Origin of the sequence: Rhodococcus artemisiae (genome assembly GCF_036327795.1) — a bacterium.
Taxonomy (GTDB): Bacteria; Actinomycetota; Actinomycetes; order Mycobacteriales; family Mycobacteriaceae; genus Rhodococcus; species Rhodococcus artemisiae.
Genome location: NZ_JAUTXY010000001.1, coordinates 483,925 through 507,445, shown reverse-complemented (window position 1 = coordinate 507,445; position 23,521 = coordinate 483,925). Strand labels below are relative to the sequence as shown.

Annotated in this window: 28 protein-coding genes; 18 read left to right on the top strand and 10 right to left on the bottom strand. The window is 65.9% G+C overall.

Going from position 1 to position 23,521, the window contains the following annotated elements; all coding sequences use genetic code 11:
• Positions 1–133: 133 nt before the first annotated feature.
• Positions 134–1,159 carry a TerC family protein gene (locus tag Q7514_RS02520; protein ID WP_330131674.1) on the top strand — a complete coding sequence of 342 codons (1,026 nt, stop codon included), beginning with the start codon at positions 134–136 and terminating at the stop codon, positions 1,157–1,159.
• On the opposite strand, the gene Q7514_RS02515 is transcribed toward Q7514_RS02520, so the two are convergent.
• Positions 1,149–1,433, bottom strand: coding sequence for a YciI family protein (locus Q7514_RS02515; protein ID WP_330131673.1), 285 nt, complete (start codon positions 1,431–1,433; stop codon positions 1,149–1,151). The two genes, Q7514_RS02520 and Q7514_RS02515, sit on opposite strands and share 11 nt — an antisense overlap.
• A 59-nt stretch (positions 1,434–1,492) precedes the next feature.
• Positions 1,493–2,020 (bottom strand): amino-acid N-acetyltransferase, encoded by a 528-nt coding sequence (locus tag Q7514_RS02510; protein ID WP_330131672.1) that lies wholly within the window; start codon positions 2,018–2,020, stop codon positions 1,493–1,495.
• A gap of 42 nt (positions 2,021–2,062) precedes the next feature.
• On the opposite strand from Q7514_RS02510, the gene pgsA reads away from it, so the two are divergent.
• From pgsA to pspM, 5 genes are all read left to right on the top strand, one after another.
• Positions 2,063–2,731, top strand: a complete 669-nt coding sequence (pgsA, locus tag Q7514_RS02505; RefSeq protein WP_330131671.1) for a CDP-diacylglycerol--glycerol-3-phosphate 3-phosphatidyltransferase — start codon at positions 2,063–2,065, stop codon at positions 2,729–2,731.
• A gap of 20 nt (positions 2,732–2,751) precedes the next feature.
• On the top strand, positions 2,752–3,237 hold the full coding sequence (locus Q7514_RS02500) for a CinA family protein (protein ID WP_330131670.1): 486 nt from the start codon (positions 2,752–2,754) through the stop codon (positions 3,235–3,237).
• A gap of 102 nt (positions 3,238–3,339) precedes the next feature.
• Positions 3,340–3,756: a helix-turn-helix domain-containing protein gene (locus Q7514_RS02495; protein ID WP_330131669.1), complete on the top strand. Its 417-nt coding sequence runs from the start codon at positions 3,340–3,342 to the stop codon at positions 3,754–3,756.
• A gap of 208 nt (positions 3,757–3,964) precedes the next feature.
• Positions 3,965–4,777 (top strand): PspA/IM30 family protein, encoded by an 813-nt coding sequence (locus Q7514_RS02490; RefSeq protein ID WP_330131668.1) that lies wholly within the window; start codon positions 3,965–3,967, stop codon positions 4,775–4,777.
• 35 nt (positions 4,778–4,812) lie between these two features.
• Positions 4,813–5,622 (top strand): phage shock envelope stress response protein PspM, encoded by an 810-nt coding sequence (pspM, locus tag Q7514_RS02485; RefSeq protein ID WP_330131667.1) that lies wholly within the window; start codon positions 4,813–4,815, stop codon positions 5,620–5,622.
• A 54-nt stretch (positions 5,623–5,676) separates the two neighbouring features.
• On the opposite strand, the gene Q7514_RS02480 is transcribed toward pspM, so the two are convergent.
• From Q7514_RS02480 to Q7514_RS02470, 3 genes are read right to left on the bottom strand one after another with little or no spacing between them, the layout of a single operon-like run.
• The gene (locus Q7514_RS02480; RefSeq protein ID WP_330131666.1) at positions 5,677–6,282 is read right to left on the bottom strand and encodes an energy-coupling factor transporter transmembrane component T family protein; all 606 of its coding nucleotides are present in this window, start codon (positions 6,280–6,282) and stop codon (positions 5,677–5,679) included.
• On the bottom strand, positions 6,279–6,959 hold the full coding sequence (locus tag Q7514_RS02475; protein WP_330131665.1) for an energy-coupling factor ABC transporter ATP-binding protein: 681 nt from the start codon (positions 6,957–6,959) through the stop codon (positions 6,279–6,281). Before Q7514_RS02475 ends, Q7514_RS02480 begins: the two co-directional genes overlap by 4 nt.
• Positions 6,960–6,974: 15 nt before the next feature.
• Entirely contained in the window at positions 6,975–7,571 is a 597-nt protein-coding gene (locus Q7514_RS02470) for a biotin transporter BioY (RefSeq protein ID WP_330131994.1), read from the bottom strand.
• A 246-nt stretch (positions 7,572–7,817) separates the two neighbouring features.
• Here Q7514_RS02470 and Q7514_RS02465 point away from each other — a divergent pair, with 246 nt between their 5' ends.
• The 8 genes from Q7514_RS02465 to recX all read left to right on the top strand — a co-directional run bounded on the left by Q7514_RS02465 (position 7,818) and on the right by recX (position 14,460).
• Positions 7,818–7,994 (top strand): hypothetical protein, encoded by a 177-nt coding sequence (locus Q7514_RS02465; RefSeq protein ID WP_330131664.1) that lies wholly within the window; start codon positions 7,818–7,820, stop codon positions 7,992–7,994.
• Positions 7,995–8,015: 21 nt separating this feature from the next.
• Complete coding sequence (locus Q7514_RS02460; RefSeq protein WP_330131663.1) at positions 8,016–8,738, top strand: PIG-L deacetylase family protein; 723 nt, start codon at positions 8,016–8,018, stop codon at positions 8,736–8,738.
• Positions 8,739–8,817: 79 nt separating this feature from the next.
• Positions 8,818–9,963, top strand: a complete 1,146-nt coding sequence (locus Q7514_RS02455) for a glycosyltransferase (protein ID WP_330131662.1) — start codon at positions 8,818–8,820, stop codon at positions 9,961–9,963.
• Positions 9,964–10,023: 60 nt separating this feature from the next.
• Complete coding sequence (locus Q7514_RS02450) at positions 10,024–10,218, top strand: DUF3046 domain-containing protein (RefSeq protein ID WP_330131660.1); 195 nt, start codon at positions 10,024–10,026, stop codon at positions 10,216–10,218.
• Positions 10,219–10,409: 191 nt separating this feature from the next.
• Positions 10,410–12,545, top strand: coding sequence for an intein-containing recombinase RecA (gene recA / locus Q7514_RS02445; RefSeq protein WP_330131993.1), 2,136 nt, complete (start codon positions 10,410–10,412; stop codon positions 12,543–12,545).
• 138 nt (positions 12,546–12,683) lie between these two features.
• A complete protein-coding gene (locus Q7514_RS02440) occupies positions 12,684–13,169 on the top strand; it encodes a hypothetical protein (protein WP_330131659.1) in 486 nt (161 codons plus the stop codon).
• A 33-nt stretch (positions 13,170–13,202) separates the two neighbouring features.
• Positions 13,203–13,835 carry a GDSL-type esterase/lipase family protein gene (locus tag Q7514_RS02435; RefSeq protein ID WP_330131658.1) on the top strand — a complete coding sequence of 211 codons (633 nt, stop codon included), beginning with the start codon at positions 13,203–13,205 and terminating at the stop codon, positions 13,833–13,835.
• Between the two features lie 10 nt (positions 13,836–13,845).
• Positions 13,846–14,460, top strand: a complete 615-nt coding sequence (gene recX, locus Q7514_RS02430; protein ID WP_330131657.1) for a recombination regulator RecX — start codon at positions 13,846–13,848, stop codon at positions 14,458–14,460.
• 17 nt (positions 14,461–14,477) lie between these two features.
• Here recX and Q7514_RS02425 read toward each other — a convergent pair whose 3' ends face one another.
• The 4 genes from Q7514_RS02425 to Q7514_RS02410 all read right to left on the bottom strand — a co-directional run bounded on the left by Q7514_RS02425 (position 14,478) and on the right by Q7514_RS02410 (position 17,797).
• On the bottom strand, positions 14,478–15,383 hold the full coding sequence (locus Q7514_RS02425) for an amino acid ABC transporter permease (RefSeq protein ID WP_330131656.1): 906 nt from the start codon (positions 15,381–15,383) through the stop codon (positions 14,478–14,480).
• Positions 15,380–16,060, bottom strand: coding sequence for an amino acid ABC transporter permease (locus tag Q7514_RS02420; RefSeq protein ID WP_054714961.1), 681 nt, complete (start codon positions 16,058–16,060; stop codon positions 15,380–15,382). The genes Q7514_RS02425 and Q7514_RS02420 overlap by 4 nt, the downstream gene beginning before the upstream one ends.
• A gap of 103 nt (positions 16,061–16,163) precedes the next feature.
• Positions 16,164–16,997, bottom strand: a complete 834-nt coding sequence (locus Q7514_RS02415; RefSeq protein WP_330131655.1) for a glutamate ABC transporter substrate-binding protein — start codon at positions 16,995–16,997, stop codon at positions 16,164–16,166.
• A gap of 71 nt (positions 16,998–17,068) precedes the next feature.
• Positions 17,069–17,797, bottom strand: a complete 729-nt coding sequence (locus Q7514_RS02410) for an amino acid ABC transporter ATP-binding protein (protein WP_330131992.1) — start codon at positions 17,795–17,797, stop codon at positions 17,069–17,071.
• A 271-nt stretch (positions 17,798–18,068) separates the two neighbouring features.
• On the opposite strand from Q7514_RS02410, the gene miaB reads away from it, so the two are divergent.
• Together miaB and Q7514_RS02400 are read left to right on the top strand one after the other, a co-directional pair.
• The gene (gene miaB / locus Q7514_RS02405; RefSeq protein ID WP_330131654.1) at positions 18,069–19,598 is read left to right on the top strand and encodes a tRNA (N6-isopentenyl adenosine(37)-C2)-methylthiotransferase MiaB; all 1,530 of its coding nucleotides are present in this window, start codon (positions 18,069–18,071) and stop codon (positions 19,596–19,598) included.
• Entirely contained in the window at positions 19,586–20,218 is a 633-nt protein-coding gene (locus tag Q7514_RS02400) for an Rv2732c family membrane protein (protein WP_330131653.1), read from the top strand. The genes miaB and Q7514_RS02400 overlap by 13 nt, the downstream gene beginning before the upstream one ends.
• Positions 20,219–20,302: 84 nt before the next feature.
• On the opposite strand, the gene Q7514_RS02395 is transcribed toward Q7514_RS02400, so the two are convergent.
• Positions 20,303–21,718, bottom strand: coding sequence for a DUF349 domain-containing protein (locus Q7514_RS02395; RefSeq protein ID WP_330131652.1), 1,416 nt, complete (start codon positions 21,716–21,718; stop codon positions 20,303–20,305).
• Positions 21,719–21,867: 149 nt separating this feature from the next.
• On the opposite strand from Q7514_RS02395, the gene Q7514_RS02390 reads away from it, so the two are divergent.
• On the top strand, positions 21,868–22,590 hold the full coding sequence (locus Q7514_RS02390) for a class III extradiol ring-cleavage dioxygenase family protein (RefSeq protein ID WP_330131651.1): 723 nt from the start codon (positions 21,868–21,870) through the stop codon (positions 22,588–22,590).
• Positions 22,587–23,504, top strand: coding sequence for a tRNA (adenosine(37)-N6)-dimethylallyltransferase MiaA (gene miaA, locus Q7514_RS02385; RefSeq protein WP_330131650.1), 918 nt, complete (start codon positions 22,587–22,589; stop codon positions 23,502–23,504). The genes Q7514_RS02390 and miaA overlap by 4 nt, the downstream gene beginning before the upstream one ends.
• Positions 23,505–23,521: the final 17 nt, after the last annotated feature.

The window sequence follows — 23,521 nt, the reverse complement described above, 5'->3', positions numbered from 1 at the left end:
AGTATCCCTTGATCCGCGGCAGTCTCGTCAACACGTTCGGCACCGCTGCCGATCCGGGGCTGTCGGTCCGAGATGCGCATCGGGCGGGAGAGACCTCCGGCAGGTACACACCTACCGGAAGGCCGAGGTGCACATGCACGTCACATTGACGACCTGGTTGATCACGATTGCCGTCATCATCGGGTTGTTCATCTTCGATTTCTTTGCGCACGTCCGTAAACCCCACGCTCCGACCCTCCGGGAATCCGGATTCTGGTCGATGGTGTTCATCGCGATATCGATCGTGTTCGGCCTCATCGTCTTCGCGCTATGGGGCCCGACCTACGGCGGCGAGTTCTTTGCTGGGTACATCACCGAGAAGGCCCTCTCGGTCGACAACCTGTTCGTCTTCGTGATCATCATGGCCACATTCGCGGTGCCACGGGAGTTTCAGCAGAAGGTCCTGACGATCGGCATCGTCCTGGCGCTGATCATGCGCGGTGCCTTCATCGCTGTCGGCGCGGCGGCAATCAACGCGTACAGCTGGGTCTTCTACATCTTCGGTTTCTTCCTGCTGTTCACCGCGATCAAGCTCATGCGCGAGAACGGCGAGGAGAACGAGACGCCGTCCGAGAACAAGATCGTCTCGCTGGCACGGAAATTCCTCCCCGTCCACGACGAGTACGACGGCGACAAGCTGGTCACCCGGATCGACGGCAAGAAGATGGTCACCCCGATGCTGCTCGCGTTGATCGCGATCGGGTTCACCGACATCCTGTTCGCTCTCGACTCCATCCCCGCGATCTACGGACTGACCAGCGAGCCGTACCTGGTGTTCACCGCCAACGCGTTCGCTCTGATGGGTCTGCGCCAGCTGTTCTTCCTCATCGGAGGCCTGCTCGAGCGCCTCGTCTATCTCTCGTACGGCCTATCGGTGATCCTCGGGTTCATCGCAGTCAAGCTCATCCTTCATGCCCTGCACGAGAACACGCTCGGCTTCATCAACGGCGGCGAGCATGTGGCGGTCCCCGAGATCTCGACTTCCGTGTCGCTGATCGTGATCGTGGGGGTGCTCATCGTCACCACGGTCGCAAGCCTGATCAAGACCAGGAACGACAAGAATCAAGGTGACGACAAGCCCGGTGACAGCCCGACCGGGGCAAAGAACCTCAGTCGTTGAACATGCCCATCACCGGAGTCCAGCCGGTGATGCGGACAGCCTCGATCAGCGTCAACTGAGCGAACGGATCCTGCGCCATCAGATCGTGTGCGGCCGCCTCGTCGGCGACGTCGATGAGGATCAACGCGCCGGAACCGTCGACCCACGGCCCGGTCGCCCGCACCGTGCCTGCCTCGACCAGATCACCGAGCCAGGCGCGGTGCTTCGGTCGGTGCTCGTCGCGGGCCGTCGTGGTGGCCTCGGTGTAGGTGTATTCGACGGCGAACAGGGCCATGGGTTCTCACTTCCGTGCAGGGATCGACCGTTCGGGGCTCTACGTTCTCGGGGGTGCGCTCACAGGGTGAGCAGCATCCGGGTGTTGCCGAGGGTGTTGGGCTTCACGTAGCTCAAGTCCAAGAACTCGGCGACGCCCGTATCGTACGACCGGCACATCTCCGCGAAGACCTCGGAGGTGACCGGCGTTCCGTCGATCTCTGCGAACCCGTGGCGCGCGAAGAACGAGACCTCGAAGGTCAGGACGAAAAGCCGATCGAGCTCGAGTTCGCGCGCGACCTCGATCAGGCGCGAGACGAGGAGGTGCCCTGTACCGTGTCCCGTGACCTGTGGATCCACCGCGACGGTGCGGATTTCGCCGAGGTCCGACCACAGGACGTGGAGGGCTCCGCATCCGACCAGTCGACCTGCCAGTTCGGCGACCCAGAACTCCTGAACGGATTCGTACAGAGTCACGAGATTCTTCTCGAGGAGGATCTTCCCGGCGTAGATGTCGATCAACTGTTTGATACCCGGCACGTCGGATGTTCGGGCGCGCCGCACGACAATCCGGTCGTTCGTGTCCTGTTCGTGGGCCGGTGAAGTCATGCGGTGAACAGTAGCGCGTGAATGTACCGATATTGTGGGCGCATGAGCACGCCCCGCCAGTCCGTTGCCGCATCGGGCGGGAGCGGCGCCGCACCGGGACCGCATGCCGGTTCCGCGCACGACCCTGTCCCGCTGTGGAACATCGCCAACATCCTCACGGTGATGCGCATCGCGCTGGTCCCTGTGTTCCTCGTCCTCCTGTTCATCGGTGACGGACAGGAGACTTTCTGGCGGCTCGCTGCGGCCGGGGTCTTCGCAATCGCTGCGATCACCGACCGTATCGACGGTCAGCTCGCCCGCAGGTTCGGCCTGGTCACGGATTTCGGGAAGATGGCCGACCCGATCGCCGACAAGGCACTCATCGGGGCGGCGCTGGTGGGGTTGTCGCTGCTCGGCGACCTGTCATGGTGGGTCACCGGCATCATCGCCATCCGCGAACTGGGTATCACGGCACTGCGCTTCGCGGTGCTGCGGCACGCTGTGATACCCGCCAGTCGCGGCGGCAAACTCAAGACGTTGGTGCAAACTGTCGCGATCGGTGTGTATCTGCTTCCTCTACCTGACGCCGTCACACCGTTCGCCATGGTGTTGATCGTGCTGGCGGTGGTGCTCACGGTCGTCACCGGTCTCGATTACGTGGTCCAGGCGGCGCGGCTGCGCGCCGGGGTGCGTCGTGCCGAACATGAGCACCGGAACGGCGAACAGGCGTGACACCGGGCGGGGACCCTCTGGTGGCGGCCACCCGTGCGCGGGAACTCGTCGCGGCACTGACGGTACGCGGGGAGACGGTGGCGACCGCGGAGTCGCTGACCGCCGGGTTGCTCTCGGCCGCAATCGCCGGTGTTCCGGGAGCGAGCGCGGTCCTACGGGGAGGGTTGGTTGTCTACGCCACCGATCTCAAGGCGACCCTCGCCGGTGCGCAGGCCGAGCAGTTGGCGCTCGACGGTCCGGTGGCTGCCTCGACCGCTGCTGCGCTCGCCGAGGGTGCGCTGCGGAGATGCGATGCGACGTGGGGTGTCGGACTTACGGGCGTCGCCGGTCCCGACGACCAGGACGGGCATCCTCCTGGAACCCTGTTTCTCGGGATCTGCGGACCGACCGGGACCTCCGTCACGCGACCGGAAGTCGGCGGCGATCGATGGCAGATCAGACTCGGAGCGGTCGAAGCGGCCGTGTCGGGGCTACTCACGCGCTTGGGTTCTTCGTCGGCGTTGTAATGTCTGTGCACCGCGGTATTCGAAGTCCGGAGGATGCCCGGGAACCTCGCGAGCGGGTCGCGCGTTGTCGAGGTGTAGGCACGACGGACGAAGGAGGATGCGATGGCGCTGTTGTTGCGTGAGGCACTCGGTGACAGCCTTCGGCGCACCCGTGTTTCGCAGAGCCGCACCCTGCGTGAAGTGTCCAGCAGCGCCCGGGTCAGTCTCGGTTATCTCTCGGAGGTCGAACGAGGGCGGAAGGAGGCGTCGAGCGAATTGCTCGCCGCCATCTGCGACGCGCTCGACGTACCCCTGTCCGACGTGCTCTTCGACGTCAGTGAGTCGCTTGCGGATCGGTCTCTGCAGCACGCCGGCGCGGAGGTCGTGATGCCGGGTGCGTATGCGGGCCCGGACGCGGCACACTCCGAGTCGGGGGCAGAAACGGTCGACGCCGGCCTGCTGACCCAGGACTCGCTGATCACGCAGGAGACTCGCGTGGTGATTCCGGCACCTGCGGCGCGGGCGCTCGCTGCGGCCTAACATGGATCACGACCGTGTCGGCCTCGCCGGATACGGACGAAAGCGACATAGCGTGGGTCACCGTCCGGGGGGTGGCCCGAGTCGCCAGGTGGGATCGTCGGACCGGTCGAGGCGAAGGTGACCGGCACGACGGACCGGAACCGGTGTGCGAGGGTCGCGCACCGGGTCGCGTTCGGCGCGGCGTACAGATGGAGGCGGGATCACACCCATGGCTAATCCGTTCGTCAAGGGTTGGAAGTACCTCATGGCGCTCTTCAACTCCAAGATCGATGAGAAGGCCGATCCGAAGGTCCAGATTCAGCAGGCGATCGAAGACGCACAGCGTCAGCACCAGGCCCTGTCGCAGCAGGCAGCATCCGTGATCGGCAATCAGCGCCAGCTGGAAATGAAGCTGAACCGGCAGCTGGACGAGGTCGAGAAGCTCAACGCGAGCGCTCGCCAGGCCGTGATGATGGCCGACCAGGCCAGCAACGCAGGCGATACGGAGAAGGCGATCCAGTACACGAATGCAGCGGAGGCATTCGCTGCACAGCTCGTCACCGCCGAACAGTCGGTCGAGGATCTGAAGGTCCTGCACGATCAGTCGCTGCAAGCAGCGGCACAGGCCAAGAAGGCCGTCGAGCAGAACGCCATGGCACTCCAGCAGAAGGTGGCCGAGCGCACCAAGCTGCTCAGCCAGCTCGAGCAGGCGAAGATGCAGGAACGGGTCAGCGAATCGTTGCGGTCCATGGACTCGACGCTGTCCGCGCCTGGCACCACTCCGAGCCTTGATGCCGTGCGGGAGAAGATCGAGCAGCGCTACGCTACCGCGCTCGGCTCGGCCGAACTCGCGCAGAACTCGGTACAGGGTCGCATGCTCGAGGTGCAGCAGGCCACCGTCCAGATGGCCGGCCACAGTCGTCTCGAACAGATCCGTGCCTCCATGAAGGGCGACGCCCTGCCAGGCGGTGCACCGGCGAATCCCGCTGTCAACACCGCCAAGGAGCCGCCGAACGCTGCAGGCTCCGCCGGGTCACAGTAGTCGCTCGACCTCCATCGACGCGGAACTCGACAAGCATGAGCACACCCGACGACGGCCGGACCGGAATGACTCCCGGTCCGGCCGTCGCCGCGCTCCGAGACGTGACCGACGCGGCGGTGGACGTCGCGCGTCGATGGCGCGACCCCGCAGCGAAGCTACGACGTAAGAAACGCCGCGCCCGTCGGAGCGCCGGGTTCTTCGGCGCGACCGCCGGAACATGGGGTATCGGTACCGCAACGCTGGTCGCGGCGTCGGCCCCCGATTGGACGATCGTGGCCACCGGCGGCGCGACCGCAGCCTTCGCCGTGCCCGCGGTGTTCGCCCTGCGCCGGTTCCGCCGCCTCGACTCGGTATCCCTTCCACCTGAGCTTCCGCCGCGCCGGTCGCTGCCACCGGTGGGATCGGTGGCCCGAGCGGCCGTGGAACGGTTGTCGAGCAATGAGCAGGGCCTCGCGCGATTGCTCGCAGTCGTGTCGAAGTCGGGTGCCGTGGCAGGCGACGACCTCGAGGAGATCGGGGAGGCCGCGCGGTCGGCGTCGTCTGCGCTCGACAGCGTGGTCGAAGACATCGTGGCCCTCGAATCGGCGGCCCGGGCCAGCGCGGCGGCAGGAGTTCATCTGGGTCCCGCCATCACGGCAGCGGGCGAGCAGCTCGAGGCGGGCGTCGACCAATACGAACATCTCGTCTCCGCGGCTGCGAAACTCGCGGCAGCACCCGAAGGCACCCGGTCGATGGCGCTATTCGACCGGCAGCGCTCCGAGCTCATCGACGCGTCGGACCGGCTCGAGAGCTGGGCGCAGTCCTGGAAGGAGATCGAGCAGATCCAGCAGCGCCACCGACACTGAACCGCCACTTCATCGCGCAGGAATCGGCCACGAGAAATCGGGTGCGCGCCTCTGTCAGTCGTCGATGCCGCGTGCGGCGAGTGCCTCACCCATGGCCTCTGCGGTCATGAGTGCGCCCACCACGACGGGCACCACCAGTGCCCGCAACGAGAAACCCAGCCCCCGTGCCTTGCGCGCCTCGGTGACCCGGGCGACCATCGAGGCGAGGAGGGGAATGCAGCGGATCGTCATCACGAGGACGAGGCCCACCCGATCGGGGTCCACTCCCACCCGGCGAAGCGGTCGCACCCCCGCGACAATCGCGTCGAGCATGTCCGTCATGCGGGTGGTCAGCGTGATCAGCAGGGCGAAGGCGATCGCCAGAAACAGTGATCCGCAGATCACCACGGCACGTTCCCATCCCGCCACGATCACCTGGAACACCGCGATGATCGCGAGCATCCACAGCAGCGGCCGCAACTGCGTCACGGCGAGGCGCACCGGGATCCGGGCGAGAGCGTAGGTACCCGCGACGACGACAGCGCAGGGAAGGACCTGCCACGGTTGCCGGATCCACAGCGTCATGGCCACGATCACGAGCGCGACGACGATGAGCTTCATCCCCGCCGGCATTCGATGCAGCGGCGAATTCCCAGGATGGTGCAGGCCGACGATGCTCACCCGATGAGGTCCCGGTAGCAGGCGATCGCCGGGCCCGGTGCGTCGTCGGCCACGATCCGGCCGGAATCGACGACGAGGACCCGATCGAAGTCGCCGAGCAGATCGAGATGGTGGGTCACGACGACCAATTGTTGTTCGAGGCTCGCGAACGTCCGCGCGATCAGCTTGGTGTTGCGCAGGTCCAGCAGGGTGGTCGGTTCGTCAGCGACCAGGACCTGCGGGTCGGTGACCATGATCGCCGCGAGCGCGAGCAATTGTTTCTGGCCACCCGACAGGAGATGACTCGGGTGATCGTGATGCGCAGCGAGACCGAAGTCGTCGAGCACCTGCCGGACCCGCTCGGCCCGCTCGGTCTTACCGAGCGGGCTACGCCGCAAGGAGAACGCGACGTCCTCTGCGACTGTCGGCATCACGATCTGATGTTCCGGATCGGTGAAGACGAATCCCACGCGTTTGCGGACCTCGCGCCCCTTGCGGTCGGTGTCCAGTCCGTCGACGGTCACCGAACCCGAGGTGGGGACGACCAACCCGTTGATCATCCGTGCGAGCGTCGACTTCCCGCTGCCGTTCGCGCCGACGATGCCGATGCGCTGCTCGGTGAGGATGAGGTTCACGTCGTCGAGGACGGCGCGCTCACCGTAGGCGTGACGGACCTGCTGGAAACGAATCTCGCTCATCGGGTCGTGCAGCGATCAGTGTGCGGGGTCGGCCGTGGGCGAAGGTCTGATCGGGGACATGAGCAGGGCCGGGTAGGCCCGATGGACCTGGGCGGCCACCGCGGCGGCTACGACGGCCTTGAACAGGTCGCCCGGGAGGAACGTGACGTTGGCTGCGGCCGCAGCCCACACGGTCAGATCGGTTCGTAGCACCATCCCGGCGATTCCGAACACGTACAGCACCACGATGCCACCGAGCACATTGACCGCAATGCCCGGCAGCACGCGATAACGGGGGAGCATGCGGGCGCTGAGCCACCCGATGACCGCGACTGCCGGAATCCAGCCGATCAGGAAGCCTGCCGTCGGCCCGGCAAGCGAGGTGAGTGTGGTCCGTCCCCCCGCGAGTACCGGCAGCGCAAGACCCAGCAGGATCACGGTAGAGACCGACAGCATGCCCTTACGGGCACCGAGCAGCGCGCCGGCGAGCATCACGCCGAGAGTCTGCAGGGTGATGGGGACACCCGAGGACCCGATCGTGATCTGGCCCGGCAGGCCGAGCGCGATGATGAGGGCGGCGAACACCGCGATCTGTGCCAGGTCGCGGGCGGGGGTAGGGCGGCTCGGGGACACGTTCACTCAGCTTCCGACAGTCGACTTCCGAATAGAGGACCAAACCCGTCGAGCGTAGGCGGATGCGGACGGATCCGCACCACCGCCCTGGGCGAACGCCGACCCCGAGAGGTGCACCAGGGTTCTGCGGGTATCCCCTGATCTTTCCCTGATCTATGCTCTGAGCTGGTGTTTTCTCGACGTTGTCGTGCCAGGATCGTGTGAGTACGACACGGAACGTGCTCAGGCACGAGGCGGGAGAAGACGATGTTCTGGAAAATTGTCGGTGTAGTGGTTCTCGTGTGGATCGCGCTTGCCGTGATCGGCGCAGTGTTCGACCACCTCTTCGGAATCCTGGTGTTGGGTGCGATCGCGTTCGGCGGTTACATGCTGTACAAGGCCATCTCCGGAGGAAATCGGCGCGACGACATCACGAGGATCTGATCCGGACCGCATAGTGGACGTATGGAACACGTGCCGGAGGACTGGACGCGGGGAATCGTCGTCGTCGCGCATCCCGACGACATCGAGTACGGAGCGGCCGCGGCGGTCGCCCGGTGGACTCGGCAAGGCAAGGACATCCGATATGTCCTCGCTACAAGCGGCGAGGCGGGGATAGCGGGCCTGCCGCCCGCGGAGTGCGGTCCGCTCCGGGAGGAAGAGGAGCGGGCATCGGCGGCGATCGTCGGCGTCGAGACCGTCGAGTTCCTCGGCCACCCGGACGGGCGACTCGTCGCCGGACCGGATCTGCGGCGTGACGTGGCGGCGGCGATCCGACGGCATCGGCCCGAGATGGTGGTAACCGCGAATTTCGGGCTCACGTGGTTTCCCGGAGCGCTGAACAGTGCCGATCATCGCGCGTTGGGTCTGAGTGCGCTCGACGCCGTGTCCGATGCGGCCAACGAATGGATCTTCCCGGAACTCACCGAGGAACAGGGACTGGCTCCGTGGTCGGGAGTGCGGTGGGCAGCGGTCAACCTCCCGGGCGCGTCGCACGCGGTCGATGTCACCGACACCGTCGACGTGGCGGTGGAGTCGCTCGCCGCGCATCGCCGGTATCTCGAGGCGCTCTCCGGCGCCGACGTCGCGGAGCAGGCCCGAGCGCAGGTCGAGATGGCGACGGGGCCGCTACCCGGGTTTCCGGCGGCTCGCGCCGTGGGCTTCGATCTCTACACTTTCTCCGGCTAGACTTCTCCGGCTGGACCCTGGGGGCCGGCGTCGGTGACCGCGTGCTCGGGTGAGCACGATCGTGTGGCAGTCTGGGCCGATGCGAGTGGCAGTGGTGGCCGGGCCCGATGCGGGACACGCGTTTCCGGCCATTGCGCTGAGCAAGCGGTTCGTCGATGCCGGTCACGAAGCGGTGCTCTTCACCGGCGAACGCTGGTTGGACATCGATGTGCCCGGGGTCACGGTGGCGCCGCTCGACGGCCTGACGCCGAGAGTCGACGACGACGACGGCGATGCGGGTGCGAAGATTCATGCGCGGGCCGCGCACATCGCGACGCTTCTGTTGCCCGGTCTCAGCGCGCTTCTGCCGGACCTTGTCGTCTCCGACGTCATCACCGCGGGAGGCGGAATGGCTGCCGAGCGGCTCGGAATCCCGTGGGTCGAGTTGTCTCCGCATCCGCTGTACTTGCCGTCGCGCGGCCTGCCCCCCATCGGTAGCGGACTCGAGCCCGGGACGGGACTCCGCGGGCGGGCACGCGATGCGGTGTTGCGCGGACTCACGGCGCGGTCGTTGAGGCAGGGAAAACGCCAGCGTTCCGCTGCGCGCGTCGGAATCGGTCTACCGGCGCAGGATCCGGGGCCGAACGCGAGACTCGTCGCGACCGTGCCCGCCCTCGAGGTGCCGCGGCCGGATTGGCCGTCGAACGCCCACGTCGTCGGCCCGTTGCATTGGGAGCCGACCGGCGCCGTTCTCGAACCGCCTCCGGGTGACGGCCCTCTTGTGATGGTCGCGCCATCGACGGCGACCACCGGAGTCGCCGGGATGCTCGACGCGGTGTGCGAAGGGCTGGGAGGGCTGGGGATGCGTGTCGCTGCCACGATGCTCGACCCGCCCGCGAATGTGCTCCCGGAATGGGCGGTCGCAGGGCAGGGTCGCCAGGATGTCCTTCTTCGTGATGTCGATGTCGTGGTCTGCGGTGGCGGGCACGGGATGCTCGCCAAGGCCTTGAGCGCAGGGGTGCCGGCCGTGATCGTGCCGGGCGGAGGCGATCAGTGGGAACTCGCGAACCGGGCTGCGCGGCAGGGGAGCGCGGTGGTCGTCCGGCCTCTCGACGCCGCCGCGGTCCGGGATGCGGTCACTGCTGTCCTGGCAGAACCGAGGTTCACCGAGGCGGCTCGTTGCGCCGCCGTCACGGCGGCGGACGTGCAGGATCCGGTCGCGGTGTGCCTGGGTGCGGGTCACTGACATCGCTGCCGGCTGCGAACGTCGCTGCATGCCGCTCGCTCGGGCCGTTACGGTGGTGGCGTGCGATTGACAGAGTTCCACGAGATGGTCCGAGACGAATTCGGGCAGATGCACGGCGATGCCCTGTTACGTGACCACATACTGCTCGAGTTGGGCGGGCGCACCGCGGCCCAGGCGATCGAAGCAGGTCGGGAGCCTCGTGAAGTGTGGCGGGCGCTGTGTGAGGAGTTCGACGTGCCCGCTGTACGTCGTTGATCGAACACATTTGCATGTATTCGAACAGACGTTCCCCTATGCTGGGGGTGCTCGGCGGTGAAGCGCGTCTGTCCACAGGCGCCGCATTCATCCACAGATCAGGCGGCTCCGCAGTCGTGGCAGCGAAATGTGTCGGTGCCCGGATATAGCGTCGTCGACAAGCAGGACGAGACACGATGAAGGGGACCAAGATGGCAGCACAGGCACACGATCGCGAGAAGGCGCTCGAGCTCGCCCTGGCGCAGATCGACAAGAACTTCGGCAAGGGCTCGGTGATGCGTCTGGGGGAGGAGGCGCGTGCTCCCATCGCCGTGATCCCCACCGGGTCGATCGCGCTCGACGTGGCCCTCGGTATCGGTGGCCTGCCGCGCGGCCGAGTTGTCGAGATCTACGGCCCGGAATCTTCGGGTAAGACCACGGTGGCGCTCCACGCGGTGGCCAACGCTCAGGCTGCCGGCGGTATCGCCGCATTCATCGACGCGGAGCACGCCCTCGACCCGGAGTATGCGCGCAAGCTCGGAGTCGACACCGACGCCCTGCTCGTGTCGCAGCCCGACACCGGCGAGCAGGCGCTCGAGATCGCCGACATGTTGATCCGCTCCGGCGCGCTCGACATCCTCGTCATCGACTCGGTCGCAGCCCTCGTGCCGCGCGCCGAGATCGAAGGCGAGATGGGCGACAGCCATGTCGGCCTGCAGGCCCGCCTGATGAGCCAGGCGCTGCGCAAGATGACGGGTGCGCTCAGTAACTCCGGCACCACCGCGATCTTCATCAACCAGCTGCGTGAAAAAATCGGCGTGATGTTCGGCTGCTTCAACTACTCCACGAGGGTGCAGTTGGCCGACGGCACGACCGAGAAGATCGGCAAGATCGTCAATCAGAAGATGGACGTCGAGGTCATGTCCTACGACCCCGACACCGACAAGATCGTGCCTCGTCGCATCGTCAATTGGTTCGACAACGGCCCGGCCGACCACTTCCTGCAGTTCACCGTCGAGAAGTCCGGCGGCAACGGTCGTTCCCAGTTCGCGGCCACACCGAACCATCTCATCCGGACCCCCGGCGGCTGGACGCACGCCGGCGAGATCATCGCGGGCGACCGCGTTCTCGCCATGGAGCCGCACCGTCTGAGTGATCAGCAGTTCGAGGTTGTTCTCGGCTCGTTGATGGGCGACGGCAACCTGTCGCCGAACCGTCGAGACCGCAACGGTGTTCGTTTCCGGTTGGGCCACGGCGCGCAGCAGCACGAATACCTCGACTGGAAGACCGAGCTCCTCGGCAACATCGACCATTCGACGCACATCAACGACAAGGGCGCCAAGTTCGTCGATTTCACTCCGCTGCCCGAACTCGCCGAACTGCAGCGCGCGGTGTATCTCGGTGACGGCAAGAAGTTCCTGTCCGAGGAGTACCTGAAGGCGCTCACCCCGCTGTCTCTCGCGGTCTGGTACATGGATGACGGCTCGTTCTCCGTGCGCTCGAAAGGGCTCCAGCGGCGAACTGTGGGTGGCAGCGGGAGAATCGAGATCTGCGTCGAGGCATTCAGCGAAGGCTCGCGTGTGCGGTTGCGCGATTACCTGCGCGACACTCATGATCTCGACGTGAAGCTCCGCAGCGCAGGTGCCGCTGGCGCGGCATTCTTGACGTTCACCACCGAGTCGAGCACCAAGTTCCAGGAGATTGTGGCTCCGCACATGGCTCCGTCCATGGAATACAAGTTGCTGCCCCGCTTCCGTGGTCTCGGTACGGTGACACCGCAGTTCGTCGAGTCCACGCAGCGTCTGGTGCCCGCGCGGGTGCTCGATGTCCACGTCAAGCCCGAAACCCGCTCGATGCACCGGTTCGATATCGAGGTCGAGGGCAACCACAACTATTTCGTCGACGGCGTCATGGTGCACAATTCTCCTGAAACGACCACGGGTGGTAAGGCTTTGAAGTTCTATGCCTCCGTCCGGCTGGACGTCCGGCGCATCGAGACGCTCAAGGACGGCGGAGACGCGGTCGGTAACCGCACCCGCGTCAAGGTCGTCAAGAACAAGGTGTCGCCGCCGTTCAAGCAGGCGGAGTTCGACATTCTCTACGGGCAGGGCATCAGCAAGGAGGGTTCGCTGATCGACATGGGTGTCGATCAGGGCTTCATCCGAAAGTCCGGTTCCTGGTACACGTACGAAGGTGATCAGCTCGGTCAGGGTAAGGAGAACGCCCGCAAGTTCCTGCTCGAGAACACCGACATCCGCGATGAGGTCGAGAAGAAGATCAAAGAGAAGCTCGGTATCGGTGCAGTTCTGACCGACCCCGAGGCGGCAGAAGAAGAGGCCGACTTCTAGTCGCCGACGTCAATCCTGGGGGAGGTACGGGCCATTGGTCCGTGCCTCCCCCAGATCCGACACGGGGCGTAGCCGGGCGGGCACGACAGTTCGGACAAGCGCTGCGGACGTTGATCTCGAAAAGTAGTCTTCGGTCTTGTGGACACACGACATTCAGGAAGGATCGCCGTCCTGGCAGGATTGAGCGCCGCAACGATTTTCGGTGCCACCGGGACCGCAGCCGCTGATCACATCGACTACATGATCGTTCCCGGCCACACGCACACCCTCGGTGAAGGCAACGATCCGCTGTGCGCCGGCCAGATCACTACGAGTATCCGATCTCCTCACGATCATCCCGGCGCCGCGCTGGTGTCGATGACATTCGCGCCCTACCTCGGGACGGCGAGTGGAGGAAAGCCGACGTGCGCCGTGACCGCGTTGGTGAACTGGAACAACCTCGATACCGGCGCTTCGGGTTCGGTTCCGGAGTACATGGTGAACCATTCGAGGGGGCTCGCGCCGAGTCGTCAGGACGGCGGATACGTGGATATCCCCACGGGGCCGGGGCGAGTCCTGTTCTCCGTCGCCACCACGAGTCTGCACCACGTCGTCCCAGCGCCCCTCGAGGTGTTCGTTCCCTGAGCGCTCCACCGATCGTCTGGCAGCATCTGTGGGATGACGGTGCGCCCCATACGGTTATGTGTCTTCGGTGATTCCTTCGTCGCGGGTGTCGGGGACCCGACGCATCGCGGTTGGGTGGGCGGAGTCGCCGAGTATGTACTCGGCGAGTTGCCCATCGACCTGACTGTCTACAACCTCGGTGTCAGGCGTGACACGTCCTGCGATGTGAGTGAGCGTTGGCACCGTGAAGCGCTCGCGCGGTTTTCCGACGAGTGCGACAACCGGGTTGTCGTGTCGTTCGGCGTCAACGACACGACATTGCAGGACGGCTCATGTCGCGTCGAGCCTGACGAGTCCGAATCCAATCTCGCCGCGATCCTCGACCGGGCGGCGTTCCACGGATGGGCGACACTCGTGGTCGGGCCGCCACCGATCGCAGACGAGCGGCAGAATGTGAGTACCGCAGTCCTCGACGAGCGGTTCGGCCTGCTGTGCCAGGGGCGCGCTGTGCCCTACATCCACACCTTCTCTCATCTCGCCGGTGTGACGTCGTGGATGCGGGAAGCGGCGCAGAGGGATGGTGCGCACCCGGGTGCGCTGGGTTACGCCGACCTCGCCGGCCTCGTGTGCGCAGACATCACTGCCTGGCTCGGTATGCCCGCGGATTCCGTCGGTGGCCGCGTCTAGGGTTCTCACCATGGACGATCCTGAAGATGTCGGACCATCCGGACGGGACACGGCCACCGCATCCGGTGGTCGTAGGCGTCGTGTCCGGCTCCAACCCGGAGGCGGTACCGAAGCGCAGGCCAAGGACGTGTGCCTGAGGCTTCTTACCGATCGGGCCCGGAGTCGCGCCGAACTCGCCACCAAACTCGAGCAGAAGGGCTTCACGGCCGACGTGGCCGAGCACACTCTCGATCGCCTCACCGAGGTCGGGTTGATCGACGACGCCGACTTCGCTCAGCAGTGGGTGCGCTCGCGGCACCTGTACTCGGGGAAGGGTAAGCGTGCGATAGCACTGGAGTTGCGCCGTAAGGGCATCGACGAGCAGGATGCGGCCGATGCTCTCGACACGATCGACAGTGCATCCGAACGAGACCGAGCAGTAGAGCTGGTCAGGAAGAAACTCCGCACCCAGGCGCCGTTGCCCACGGAGGGCGATCGTCGCGAGATCGCGGCCGAACGCGACAAGCTGGTACGACGACTCGTCGGGATGCTCGCCCGTCGCGGCTACGCGCAGGGGATGGCCTTCGAGGTGGTCCGCGACGAGCTCGGGGCTTTCGAAGCTGACGCGAACGAGCCACTCGACTGAACTTTCTGCTCGTCACCTCACCGAGGGGGACCGGTGATGTCCATCCCGGGCACCGCCGTGACAGGCACCGGCGCATCGGGCGCACCTCCGGTCGCGGCACCCCGGCGCCGGCTCGACCGCAACCGCTTCTCGAGCCACGTTGCGAAACGGGTCAGGGCACTGTTGAGGATGATCATGATCGCAGCCACCACGAGCAGCGACGGTAGGTAGTTCTGGAAGTAGGCGCCGAGCTGCTGTCCCGACCGCACCACTTCGACGTAGCCGATGAGATAGCCGAGTGCGGAGTCCTTGAGCGCGATGACCATCTGCGACACGATCGCCGGCAGCATCACTGTCACCGCCTGTGGCAGGAGGATCAGCCGCATGGTCTGGCCTTTGCGCAGACCGATGGCAGACGCTGCTTCGGTCTGGCCCTTCGGCAGTGAGTTGATACCTGCGCGCACGATCTCGGCGATCACGGACCCGTTGTAGAGAGTCAGACCGGTCACGACTGCGGCGAGAGCAAGATAGTCGGACTTGAACAGGCGGTACTCGGCGAACACCTGGTACGCGAAGATCATCAGGATGAGGACGGGGATCGCGCGGAACAGTTCGACGATGAACCCGGACACCATCCGAACGGGGCGATGCTCGGACATACGGCCGATACCCAGTATCGCGCCCAGAATCAAGGCGAGCACGATCGACAGTGCGGCAGCGACGAGTGTGCCTCGGATACCGGGGATCAAATATGTCGTCCAGCTCGACGACTCGAGGAACGGCTCCCATTTCGCTGCAGTGAGCTGGCCCTGGGAGTCCAGCGCGCGGTACACGACGTATGCGATGACCAGGAGAACGACGGCTACGACGACGGACAGTACGCGGTAGAGCGCGCGCGCCTTCGGCCCGGGCGCGTCGTAGAGAACAGTGCCTTCCGAACTCATCGGGCCACCTCGAATCGCTTGCTGAGCCAGCCGAACAGCAGGCCGGTCGGGAGGGTCAGGATGACGAAGCCCAAGGCAAAGATGCCGCCGATGACGAAGATCGCCGCCTCGTTCTCGATCATCGTCTTCATCAGCAGCGACGCCTCGGCCACACCGATCACCGACGCGATGGTCGAGTTCTTGGTGAGGGCGATGAGCACGGACCCGAGCGGTGCGATGACCGCGCGGAATGCCTGCGGCAGCACGATGAACCGGAGATTCTGGCCGAACGTCAGGCCCAGGGAGCGGCCCGCCTCGGACTGCCCGAGGTGGACGGTGTTGATACCGGAGCGCAGCGACTCGCATACGAAGGCGGCGGTGTAGACGGTCAAGCCGAGAACCGCGAGACGGAAGTTGTTGTCCACCAAGAATGTCGGCGACGACTGCGGTGCGAGATGGATCTGGAGGGTCTGCGACAGCCCGAACAGGCAGAAGATGATGATCAGGGTCAGTGGTGTGTTTCGGAAGATCGTCACATATGCGGTTCCGACTGCCCGGGCGACGGGGATCGGTGACACCCGCATGGCGGCGAGGATCGTACCGAGGATCAGCGAACCGATCGCGGACAACACCGTCAGCTGGATTGTCGTCCAGAATGCTTCGAGCAGCTGACTGCCGTACTTGCTGAACAGATCCACAGGTCAACTCCGGGATCGACGGGACGGGACTGTGAGGGTGGAACCGGCCGGTCCGTGAACTCCTCACGAACCGGCCGGTCGAACCTCGGGACGCGCGGTCGGATCAGTACCGATCGACGGTCGGCGGATCCGGCAGCGGGTATCCGGATGCACCGACGGTTGCCTCGAAGGCCTCCGCCCAGGCTCCACTGTCGATCATGTCCTCGATCGCATCGTTGATGGCAGTGCGCGACGCCTCGTCGCCCTGGGCCAGGCCGATGCCGTACAGCTCCTCGGTGAACGGCTCACCGACCACCTTGAAGTCACCGGGGCTCTGCGCTGCGTAACCGGCGAGGATGATGTCGTCGGTGGTCACCGCATCGACTGCACCGTTGCGCAGGGCTTCGACGCATGCCGAGTAGGTGTCGAACTCCTGCAACTGCACATCCTGTGCGTAGGTGTCCTTGACGTTCTGTGCCGGGGTCGAACCCGTCACCGAGCACAGGCGCTTGCCGCCGTTGAGTGATTCCGGACCGGTGATCTCGGCTTCGTCGGCGCGCACCAGCAGTGACTGGCCCGCGATGAAATACGGACCTGCGAAATCGACCTTCTCCTTGCGGGCGTCGGTGATCGAGTAGGTTGCGACGATGTAGTCGACCTCGCCGTTCTGGATCAGCGTTTCGCGCTGAGCCGACGGCGACTCCTTGAACTCGATGTTCTCCTCGGATACTCCGAGCTGGCCGGCCACATACTTGGCGACCTCGACATCAAATCCGCTGAACGTGCCGTCAGGGTTGCGGAGGCCGAGTCCGGGCTGGTCGAATTTGATGCCCACCACGAGGTTTCCGTTCTCGGCAGAGGACGTGACACTGCGGGATTCGTCGCCACCGCACGCTGTGGCGGCGAGAGCGACGGCGATCGCGCCGATGCCCAGGCGGATCGAGCGAGACATTTTCATCGAGGACCTCCGGTTGTGGTGTTCGATCGGGCTGTCGTGGAGTGGAGCTGATGGCTGAGGATCTTGCCCGCTCAGTGACTGAGAATCTTGCCCAGGAAATCCTTGGCCCGATCGGATGTCGGAGCGGTGAAGAACGTGGTGGGGTCGGTGTCCTCGACGATGCGGCCGTCGGCCATGAACAACACGCGGTCCCCGGCCTTGCGGGCGAAGCCCATCTCGTGGGTGACGACGACCATTGTCATCCCCTCCTTGGCGAGTGAGGTCATCACGTCGAGAACCTCCTGGACCATCTCGGGGTCGAGTGCCGAGGTGGGCTCGTCGAACAGCATCACCTTGGGATTCATGGCCAGTGCTCGGGCGATCGCGACACGTTGCTGCTGACCGCCGGACAGCTGTGCCGGGTACTTGTCGGCCTGGTTCGCGATGCCCACGCGTTCGAGTAGCTGCAGAGCGCTCTTCTGTGCCGCGTCCTTCTTCTGCTTGCGGACCTTGAGTGGGCCCAGCATCACGTTCTCGAGGATCGTCTTGTGTGCGAAGAGGTTGAACGACTGGAACACCATGCCGACATCGGCACGCAGCGCTGCCAGGGCCTTTCCTTCGGCCGGAAGGGTCTTGCCGTCGACCTGGATCTCGCCGGAGTCGATCGGCTCGAGCCGGTTGATGGTCCGGCACAGTGTGGACTTTCCGGATCCCGACGGGCCGACCACGATGACCACCTGGCCACTCGGAACCTCGATGTCGATGTCCTGGAGGACATGCAGAGCACCGAAGTGCTTGTTCACGTTCGTCATCGTGATCATCGGGGGCGCGCCGGCCGATTTCCCGGTACCGGCCACTGCGCCTGTACCGCCCGAGTCCTCCGAGGGCTTCGTCGAACCCGCGTCCGCTGGTGTCATGATCAAGACCCTATGCGGTCACTGTCCGGAACCTCCACATTTCGTCCCATCGACATTCAACTTTTACAGCGACAGAGTGACGTGACCGGAACGTCGCCGTCCCGGCCGTCGGCGCGGCGCGGCGCACACGGTCACCGCTGGGACGGTCGGTTATTCTCGTGAGCTACCCTGAGACGTGTCATTGATCGACGATGTTGCCCCGAACACAGGTGCCCGGACCTACGAGGTCCGCACCTACGGCTGCCAGATGAACGTGCACGATTCGGAGCGTTTGTCCGGCCTGTTGGAAGACGCCGGATTCGCCCGCGCCGAGCCCGGCGCGTCGCCCGACCTGGTCGTCTTCAACACGTGCGCTGTTCGCGAGAACGCCGACAACAAGCTGTACGGCAACCTGAGCCATCTCCGGCCGGTCAAGGACGAGAACCCGAACATGCAGATCGCGGTCGGGGGTTGTCTCGCGCAGAAGGATCGCGCCACCGTCGTCAAGAAGGCTCCGTGGGTCGATGTCGTGTTCGGCACCCACAACATCGGCAACCTCCCGGCGCTCCTCGACCGTGCACGCCACAACCGGAAGGCCGAGGTCGAGATCCTCGAGTCGCTCGAAGCATTCCCTTCGACGCTTCCGGCGAAGCGCGAGTCACCCTACGCGGGCTGGGTGTCGATCTCGGTCGGATGCAACAACACGTGCACCTTCTGCATCGTGCCGGCCCTGCGCGGCAAAGAGGTCGACCGCCGACCCGGTGACATCCTCGCAGAGGTTCAGGCACTCGTCGACGAGGGTGTACTCGAAGTGACACTGCTCGGGCAGAACGTCAACTCGTACGGGCGTTCCTTCGCCGATCCGGAACAGCCCCGCGACCGCGGTGCGTTCGCGTCACTGCTCCGCGCGTGCGGCGACATCGACGGTCTCGAACGCGTGCGTTTCACCTCGCCGCATCCCGCGGAGTTCACCGACGACGTCATCGAAGCGATGGCATCGACGCCCAACGTCTGCCCGCAGCTCCACATGCCGCTGCAGTCGGGCAGCGACCGGATCCTGCGCGCGATGCGCCGCTCGTATCGCAAGGAGAAGTTCCTCGGCATCATCGAGCGGGTCCGTGCAGCCATGCCGCACGCGGCCATCACCACCGACATCATCGTCGGATTTCCCGGCGAGACCGAAGACGACTTCCAGGACACCCTCGAGGTCGTCGAGAAGGCACGATTCACCAGCGCCTTCACGTTCCAGTACTCCAAGCGCCCCGGCACACCCGCGGCCGAGATGGACGAGCAGCTCCCGAAGGCCGTCGTCCAGGAGCGGTACGAGCGCCTGATCGCGCTGCAGGAGCGCATCACCCTCGAAGAGAACCGCATGCTCGTCGGTACCGAGGTCGAACTTCTCGTCGCGGCGGGTGAAGGCCGAAAGAACGCGGCAACCGCCCGTATGAGCGGACGCGCGCGCGACGGGCGTCTCGTGCACTTCCGGCCCGAAGGCAACATCGACACCGCGGTTCGGCCCGGCGACATCGTCACGATCGTCGTCAGCGATGCTGCGCCGCATCATCTCGTCGCCGACAACCCGATCCTCACCCACCGCCGCACCCGCGCGGGCGATCACTTCGAACAGGGGCGCCTGCCCAAGACGAAACCGATCGGTGTGGGACTCGGCCTGCCGAGCATCGGTGCCCCTGACCCCCTACCGACACAGATGGGATGCAACGCATGACCACGGGCGAGAACAGTCCGAACACCCACAGGGGCACGGATGGTGACACCGACCGGCTGAGCGACCACGGACTCAGGGAGGCCCGCGCCGACCTCGAGGCAGCAGAACGCAGGATCGCAGGTGAGATCGACCCCGGAGCCCGTGCGATGTTCGTCGCCGTCGCGGTGCTCGTGCTGCTCGGTTCGTTCACCCTCCCGCACGCCGGTGCCGCCAATGGGTGGGAGGTGCTCTCGTTCGCCTCCGACGCGACGGCAGAATCGATCGCGCTTCCGTCCCGCATCTTCACCTGGCTCGCGCTCGGCTTCGGCGCGGTCGCCTCGATTCTCGCGCTCGTGACCCGAAAGTGGTTCCTGGCATGGGCCGCAGCCGCCGGCTCCGCTGTGTCGATCATCTTCGGGTTGCTCACGGTGTGGTCACGTCAGACGCTCCCTGTCGACTCCGCCGCGTCCGGACCCGGAATCGGGCTGTTCCTCGGCTGGCTTGCCGTGATGGTCCTGACCTTCCACTGGGTCCGCGTGGCCTGGTCCCGTACGTCGGCGCAGCTTGCAGCCGAGGCCGAATTGCGGCGTGTCGCCGAGGAAGACGACCGTCGGGGAATGTTCGGTGGCCATCTGAAATAGGCCGCTCACAGACATGAGACGAGCCCCGTTCGTGCCGGCTTCCTGGCCGGCACGAACGGGGCTCGTTCTTACTCCGCGTGGCGGTCAGCGTTCTCCGACGGCGCTTTCCGCGGCTTCCGCCCACTCCCGCCACTGCGCAGCCTGAGCGAGCGCGGCATCGGCGTCCTTGGTGCGGCCCTTCGCCTGGGCCTTTTCCGCTTGTTCCTCGAACTGCTGGACTCGTTCGCGGAACTGGGCAGCGCGGGCCAGGGCTTCGGGATCGGTCCGCCGCCACTCGCTGTCGGATGCTTCACGGACCCGCTTCTCGATTGCGCGGAGGCGGGCCTCGAGATCGTGCATCCGGTCGCGGGGAACCTTGCCGATCGCCTCCCACCGCTCCTGCAACTCGCGCAGCCGGGTACGTGCCGCCTCCAGATCGGCCGCCGGGTCGATGGTCGACGCCGACTCGAGCAGAGCCTCCTTGGCGCGGGCATTGTCCTCGAACTCGGCGTCGCGCTCGGCTGACGCGGCGTTGCGCGCGGCGAAGAAGACGTCCTGCGCGCCCTTGAAACGCTTCCACAGCTGGTCGTCGGCTTCGCGCGGGGCGCGCCCCGACGCCTTCCACTCGGCCAGCAGGTCGCGGAATGCTGCGGCGGTCGCTCCCCAGTCGGTGGAGTCCTGCAGTGCTTCGGCGCGCGCGACCAGCTCTTCTTTCTTGGTCTTCGCGGAGGCACGTTCACGATCGAGTTCGGCGAAGTGGGCGCCGCGACGACGGTTGAAGGCCTCTCGCGCCTTCGAATACCGGCGCCACAGCACGTCGTCGGTCTTGCGGTCGACACCGCGGATCGACTTCCACTCGTCGAGGATCTCCCGCAGGCGGTCGCCCGCGGCCTTCCAGTGTGTCGAGTCGGCGCCGATCTCCTCGGCCTCCGCCGCGAGCGCCTCCTTGCGGGCGGTGGCCTCCGCGCGGTGCTGTTCTTTCTCTTGCTTCTGGGCGACCGCCGCCTTCTCGGACTCCTCGATCACACCGGTGAGCCGTGTCGCAAGCGCATCCAGGTCGCCGATCACTGCCGCGGTCGGCAACGACTCGAGGATCGCCTCGGCCGCCGCACGGGTCTTCTTGGCATCGCCCGAGCCGGACGTCAGACGCGTCTCCAACAGTGCGACCTCGGTGGCGAGATCGTCGTAACGCCGACCGAAATGCTCCAGCCCTTCGGCGGAGTTGCCCGCCTGCCACGAACCGATGCACCGCTCACCGTCGGCAGTCAGGACCCACGCGGTGCCGTCCTCGTCGACCCGCCCGAACTTGCTCGGATCGCTCGCCGGTACTGCAGGGGCGTGCGGATGTGTCTGTCCCGGGACCGGATGAGGCTTGGGTGCATGCTCCGACTCGGTCGTACGCTCGGTCGGGGCGGGCCTCGGCGCACCCGGGCGTGGGGCTCCCGGCTTCGGGGGACCAGGACGCGGCGGTGTGCCGGACACCTGCTCTGGCGTCGGGTCCTGTGCGTTCGGGTCGGTCATCGCTACCTCATCTCTGCCGCGCGGCACGGCTGCCTGATCGCATCGCTTACCGCAGGTCCGGTCACGGGCATCCGTGATCACGTCCGCCCCCTATTGAAACAGGTCGCGCGCCTGCGGGGCTCCGGGTCCGGTCGACTACCGTGGCCGATGTGTTGATCGCTGCGGTGTTCGTACCTTCCCCACCTCTTCTCGTGCCCGAATTGATCGGGCTCGCTGCTTCCGAGACCGACGACCTCCGACACGCTGCGCTCGACGGGGCGCGCCGGATCGGCGACGTCGACGAATGGATCGTGGTGGGCACCGGAGCGGAGGCCGCGGATGTCCCGTCCCACGCCGTGGGCACCTTCCGTGGATTCGGTGCCGACGTCCGGGTTTCGCTCGGCCCGGCAGCAGTCACGACCCCTGGAACACCGGATGCAGACATGCCGCTGGCCGCACTGGTCGCCGGATGGCTCCGCGAGCGTGCAGCGCCCGGTGCGCGCGCCGAGGTGCACGTCCTCGCCCGAGACACGGACCCGGCCGACTGCGCGCAGCTGGGCAAGACACTGCGAACACACCTCGACGCCGATACGACGCGACGAGGGTTGCTCATCGTCGCCGACGGCGCCGCAACACTGACAGCGAAGGCGCCCGGCGCACTCGACGAGAGGTCTGCCGCGGTCGAGGAGAGCCTGCGCGCAGCTCTCGCCGCCGGGGATCCACACGGACTCGCCGCGTTCGACGCCGGGCTGTGCGAGGAGATCGCACTCGCGGGGCGTGCCGCGTGGCAGGTCCTCGCAGGGGCATTCACCCAGCCCCCGTCCGAGGCGACGATCGAGTACAGCGCCGCACCGTACGGTGTGGGGTACCACGTGGGTATCTGGCGCCCGTGAGCACTCCGGGACATCACCGCCCGATTGCTGTCGTAGGTCCGACCGCCACAGGCAAGTCGGATCTCGGTCTGGATCTCGCCGAAGCCCTCGGCGGCGAGATCGTCAATATCGACGCGATGCAGCAGTACCGCGGCATGGACATCGGCACCGCCAAACTGCCGGTAGGCGAGCGACGCAGGATTCCACACCACCAGCTGGACGTCCTCGACGTCACCGAGACCGCGACGGTCGCGCGTTACCAGGAGGCCGCCACCGCCGACGTCGAGCGCATCCTCGCGTCCGGCCGGGTTCCGGTCGTCGTCGGCGGGTCGATGATGTACGTGCAGTCCCTGCTCGACGAGTGGCAGTTCCCCGCGACCGACCCCGAGGTCCGTGCGAAGTGGGAATCCGTTCTCGCCGACGGGGGAGTGGCGGCGGTGCACGAGGCACTGCGGCGTGCCGACCCCGCCGCGGCCGCCACGATCCTGCCCACGGACGGACGCCGCATGGTCCGTGCGCTGGAAGTCGTCGAACTGACCGGTCTTCCCTTCGCGGCGTCGCAACCGACCGTCGGCGATCCACGGTGGGGCACGCTGATCCTGGGCGTCGACCGCGACACGACAGATCTGGACGAGCGTATCGAGAAGCGCACCGATCTCATGTTCGAACTCGGACTCGTCGACGAGGTGCGTGCACTGATCGACCGCGGACTACGTGACGGCGTGACGGCGCGCCGCGCGATCGGATACGCACAGGTCCTCGAGTATCTGGAGGGCGAGTGCGACCTCGACTACGCTCGCGAACGGACATTCATCGGTACCCGACGGTACGTCCGACGGCAACGTTCGTGGTTCCGCCGCGACCACCGGATACATTGGCTCGACGGCGCCGATCCGAATCTCGCTGCCGAAGCGCTGCGGGTCGTAGAGTCCTGAGGCGGCGAGCAGCGGGA

Excerpts from the sequence above, each read along its gene's own strand:
- Q7514_RS02510 (WP_330131672.1), bottom strand. The coding sequence starts at position 2,020 with ATGACTTCACCGGCCCACGAACAGGACACGAACGACCGGATTGTCGTG.
- Q7514_RS02490 (WP_330131668.1), top strand. The coding sequence starts at position 3,965 with ATGGCTAATCCGTTCGTCAAGGGTTGGAAGTACCTCATGGCGCTCTTC.
- Q7514_RS02495 (WP_330131669.1), top strand. The coding sequence starts at position 3,340 with ATGGCGCTGTTGTTGCGTGAGGCACTCGGTGACAGCCTTCGGCGCACC.
- Q7514_RS02395 (WP_330131652.1), bottom strand. The coding sequence starts at position 21,718 with ATGACCGACCCGAACGCACAGGACCCGACGCCAGAGCAGGTGTCCGGC.
- Q7514_RS02415 (WP_330131655.1), bottom strand. The coding sequence starts at position 16,997 with ATGAAAATGTCTCGCTCGATCCGCCTGGGCATCGGCGCGATCGCCGTC.
- Q7514_RS02455 (WP_330131662.1), top strand. The coding sequence starts at position 8,818 with ATGCGAGTGGCAGTGGTGGCCGGGCCCGATGCGGGACACGCGTTTCCG.
- Q7514_RS02400 (WP_330131653.1), top strand. The coding sequence starts at position 19,586 with ATGCAACGCATGACCACGGGCGAGAACAGTCCGAACACCCACAGGGGC.
- Q7514_RS02475 (WP_330131665.1), bottom strand. The coding sequence starts at position 6,959 with ATGAGCGAGATTCGTTTCCAGCAGGTCCGTCACGCCTACGGTGAGCGC.
- pgsA (WP_330131671.1), top strand. The coding sequence starts at position 2,063 with ATGAGCACGCCCCGCCAGTCCGTTGCCGCATCGGGCGGGAGCGGCGCC.
- Q7514_RS02410 (WP_330131992.1), bottom strand. The coding sequence starts at position 17,797 with ATGATCACGATGACGAACGTGAACAAGCACTTCGGTGCTCTGCATGTC.
- Q7514_RS02425 (WP_330131656.1), bottom strand. The coding sequence starts at position 15,383 with ATGAGTTCGGAAGGCACTGTTCTCTACGACGCGCCCGGGCCGAAGGCG.
- Q7514_RS02460 (WP_330131663.1), top strand. The coding sequence starts at position 8,016 with ATGGAACACGTGCCGGAGGACTGGACGCGGGGAATCGTCGTCGTCGCG.
- Q7514_RS02435 (WP_330131658.1), top strand. The coding sequence starts at position 13,203 with ATGACGGTGCGCCCCATACGGTTATGTGTCTTCGGTGATTCCTTCGTC.
- pspM (WP_330131667.1), top strand. The coding sequence starts at position 4,813 with ATGAGCACACCCGACGACGGCCGGACCGGAATGACTCCCGGTCCGGCC.
- Q7514_RS02515 (WP_330131673.1), bottom strand. The coding sequence starts at position 1,433 with ATGGCCCTGTTCGCCGTCGAATACACCTACACCGAGGCCACCACGACG.
- recA (WP_330131993.1), top strand. The coding sequence starts at position 10,410 with ATGGCAGCACAGGCACACGATCGCGAGAAGGCGCTCGAGCTCGCCCTG.
- Q7514_RS02520 (WP_330131674.1), top strand. The coding sequence starts at position 134 with ATGCACGTCACATTGACGACCTGGTTGATCACGATTGCCGTCATCATC.
- recX (WP_330131657.1), top strand. The coding sequence starts at position 13,846 with ATGGACGATCCTGAAGATGTCGGACCATCCGGACGGGACACGGCCACC.
- Q7514_RS02465 (WP_330131664.1), top strand. The coding sequence starts at position 7,818 with ATGTTCTGGAAAATTGTCGGTGTAGTGGTTCTCGTGTGGATCGCGCTT.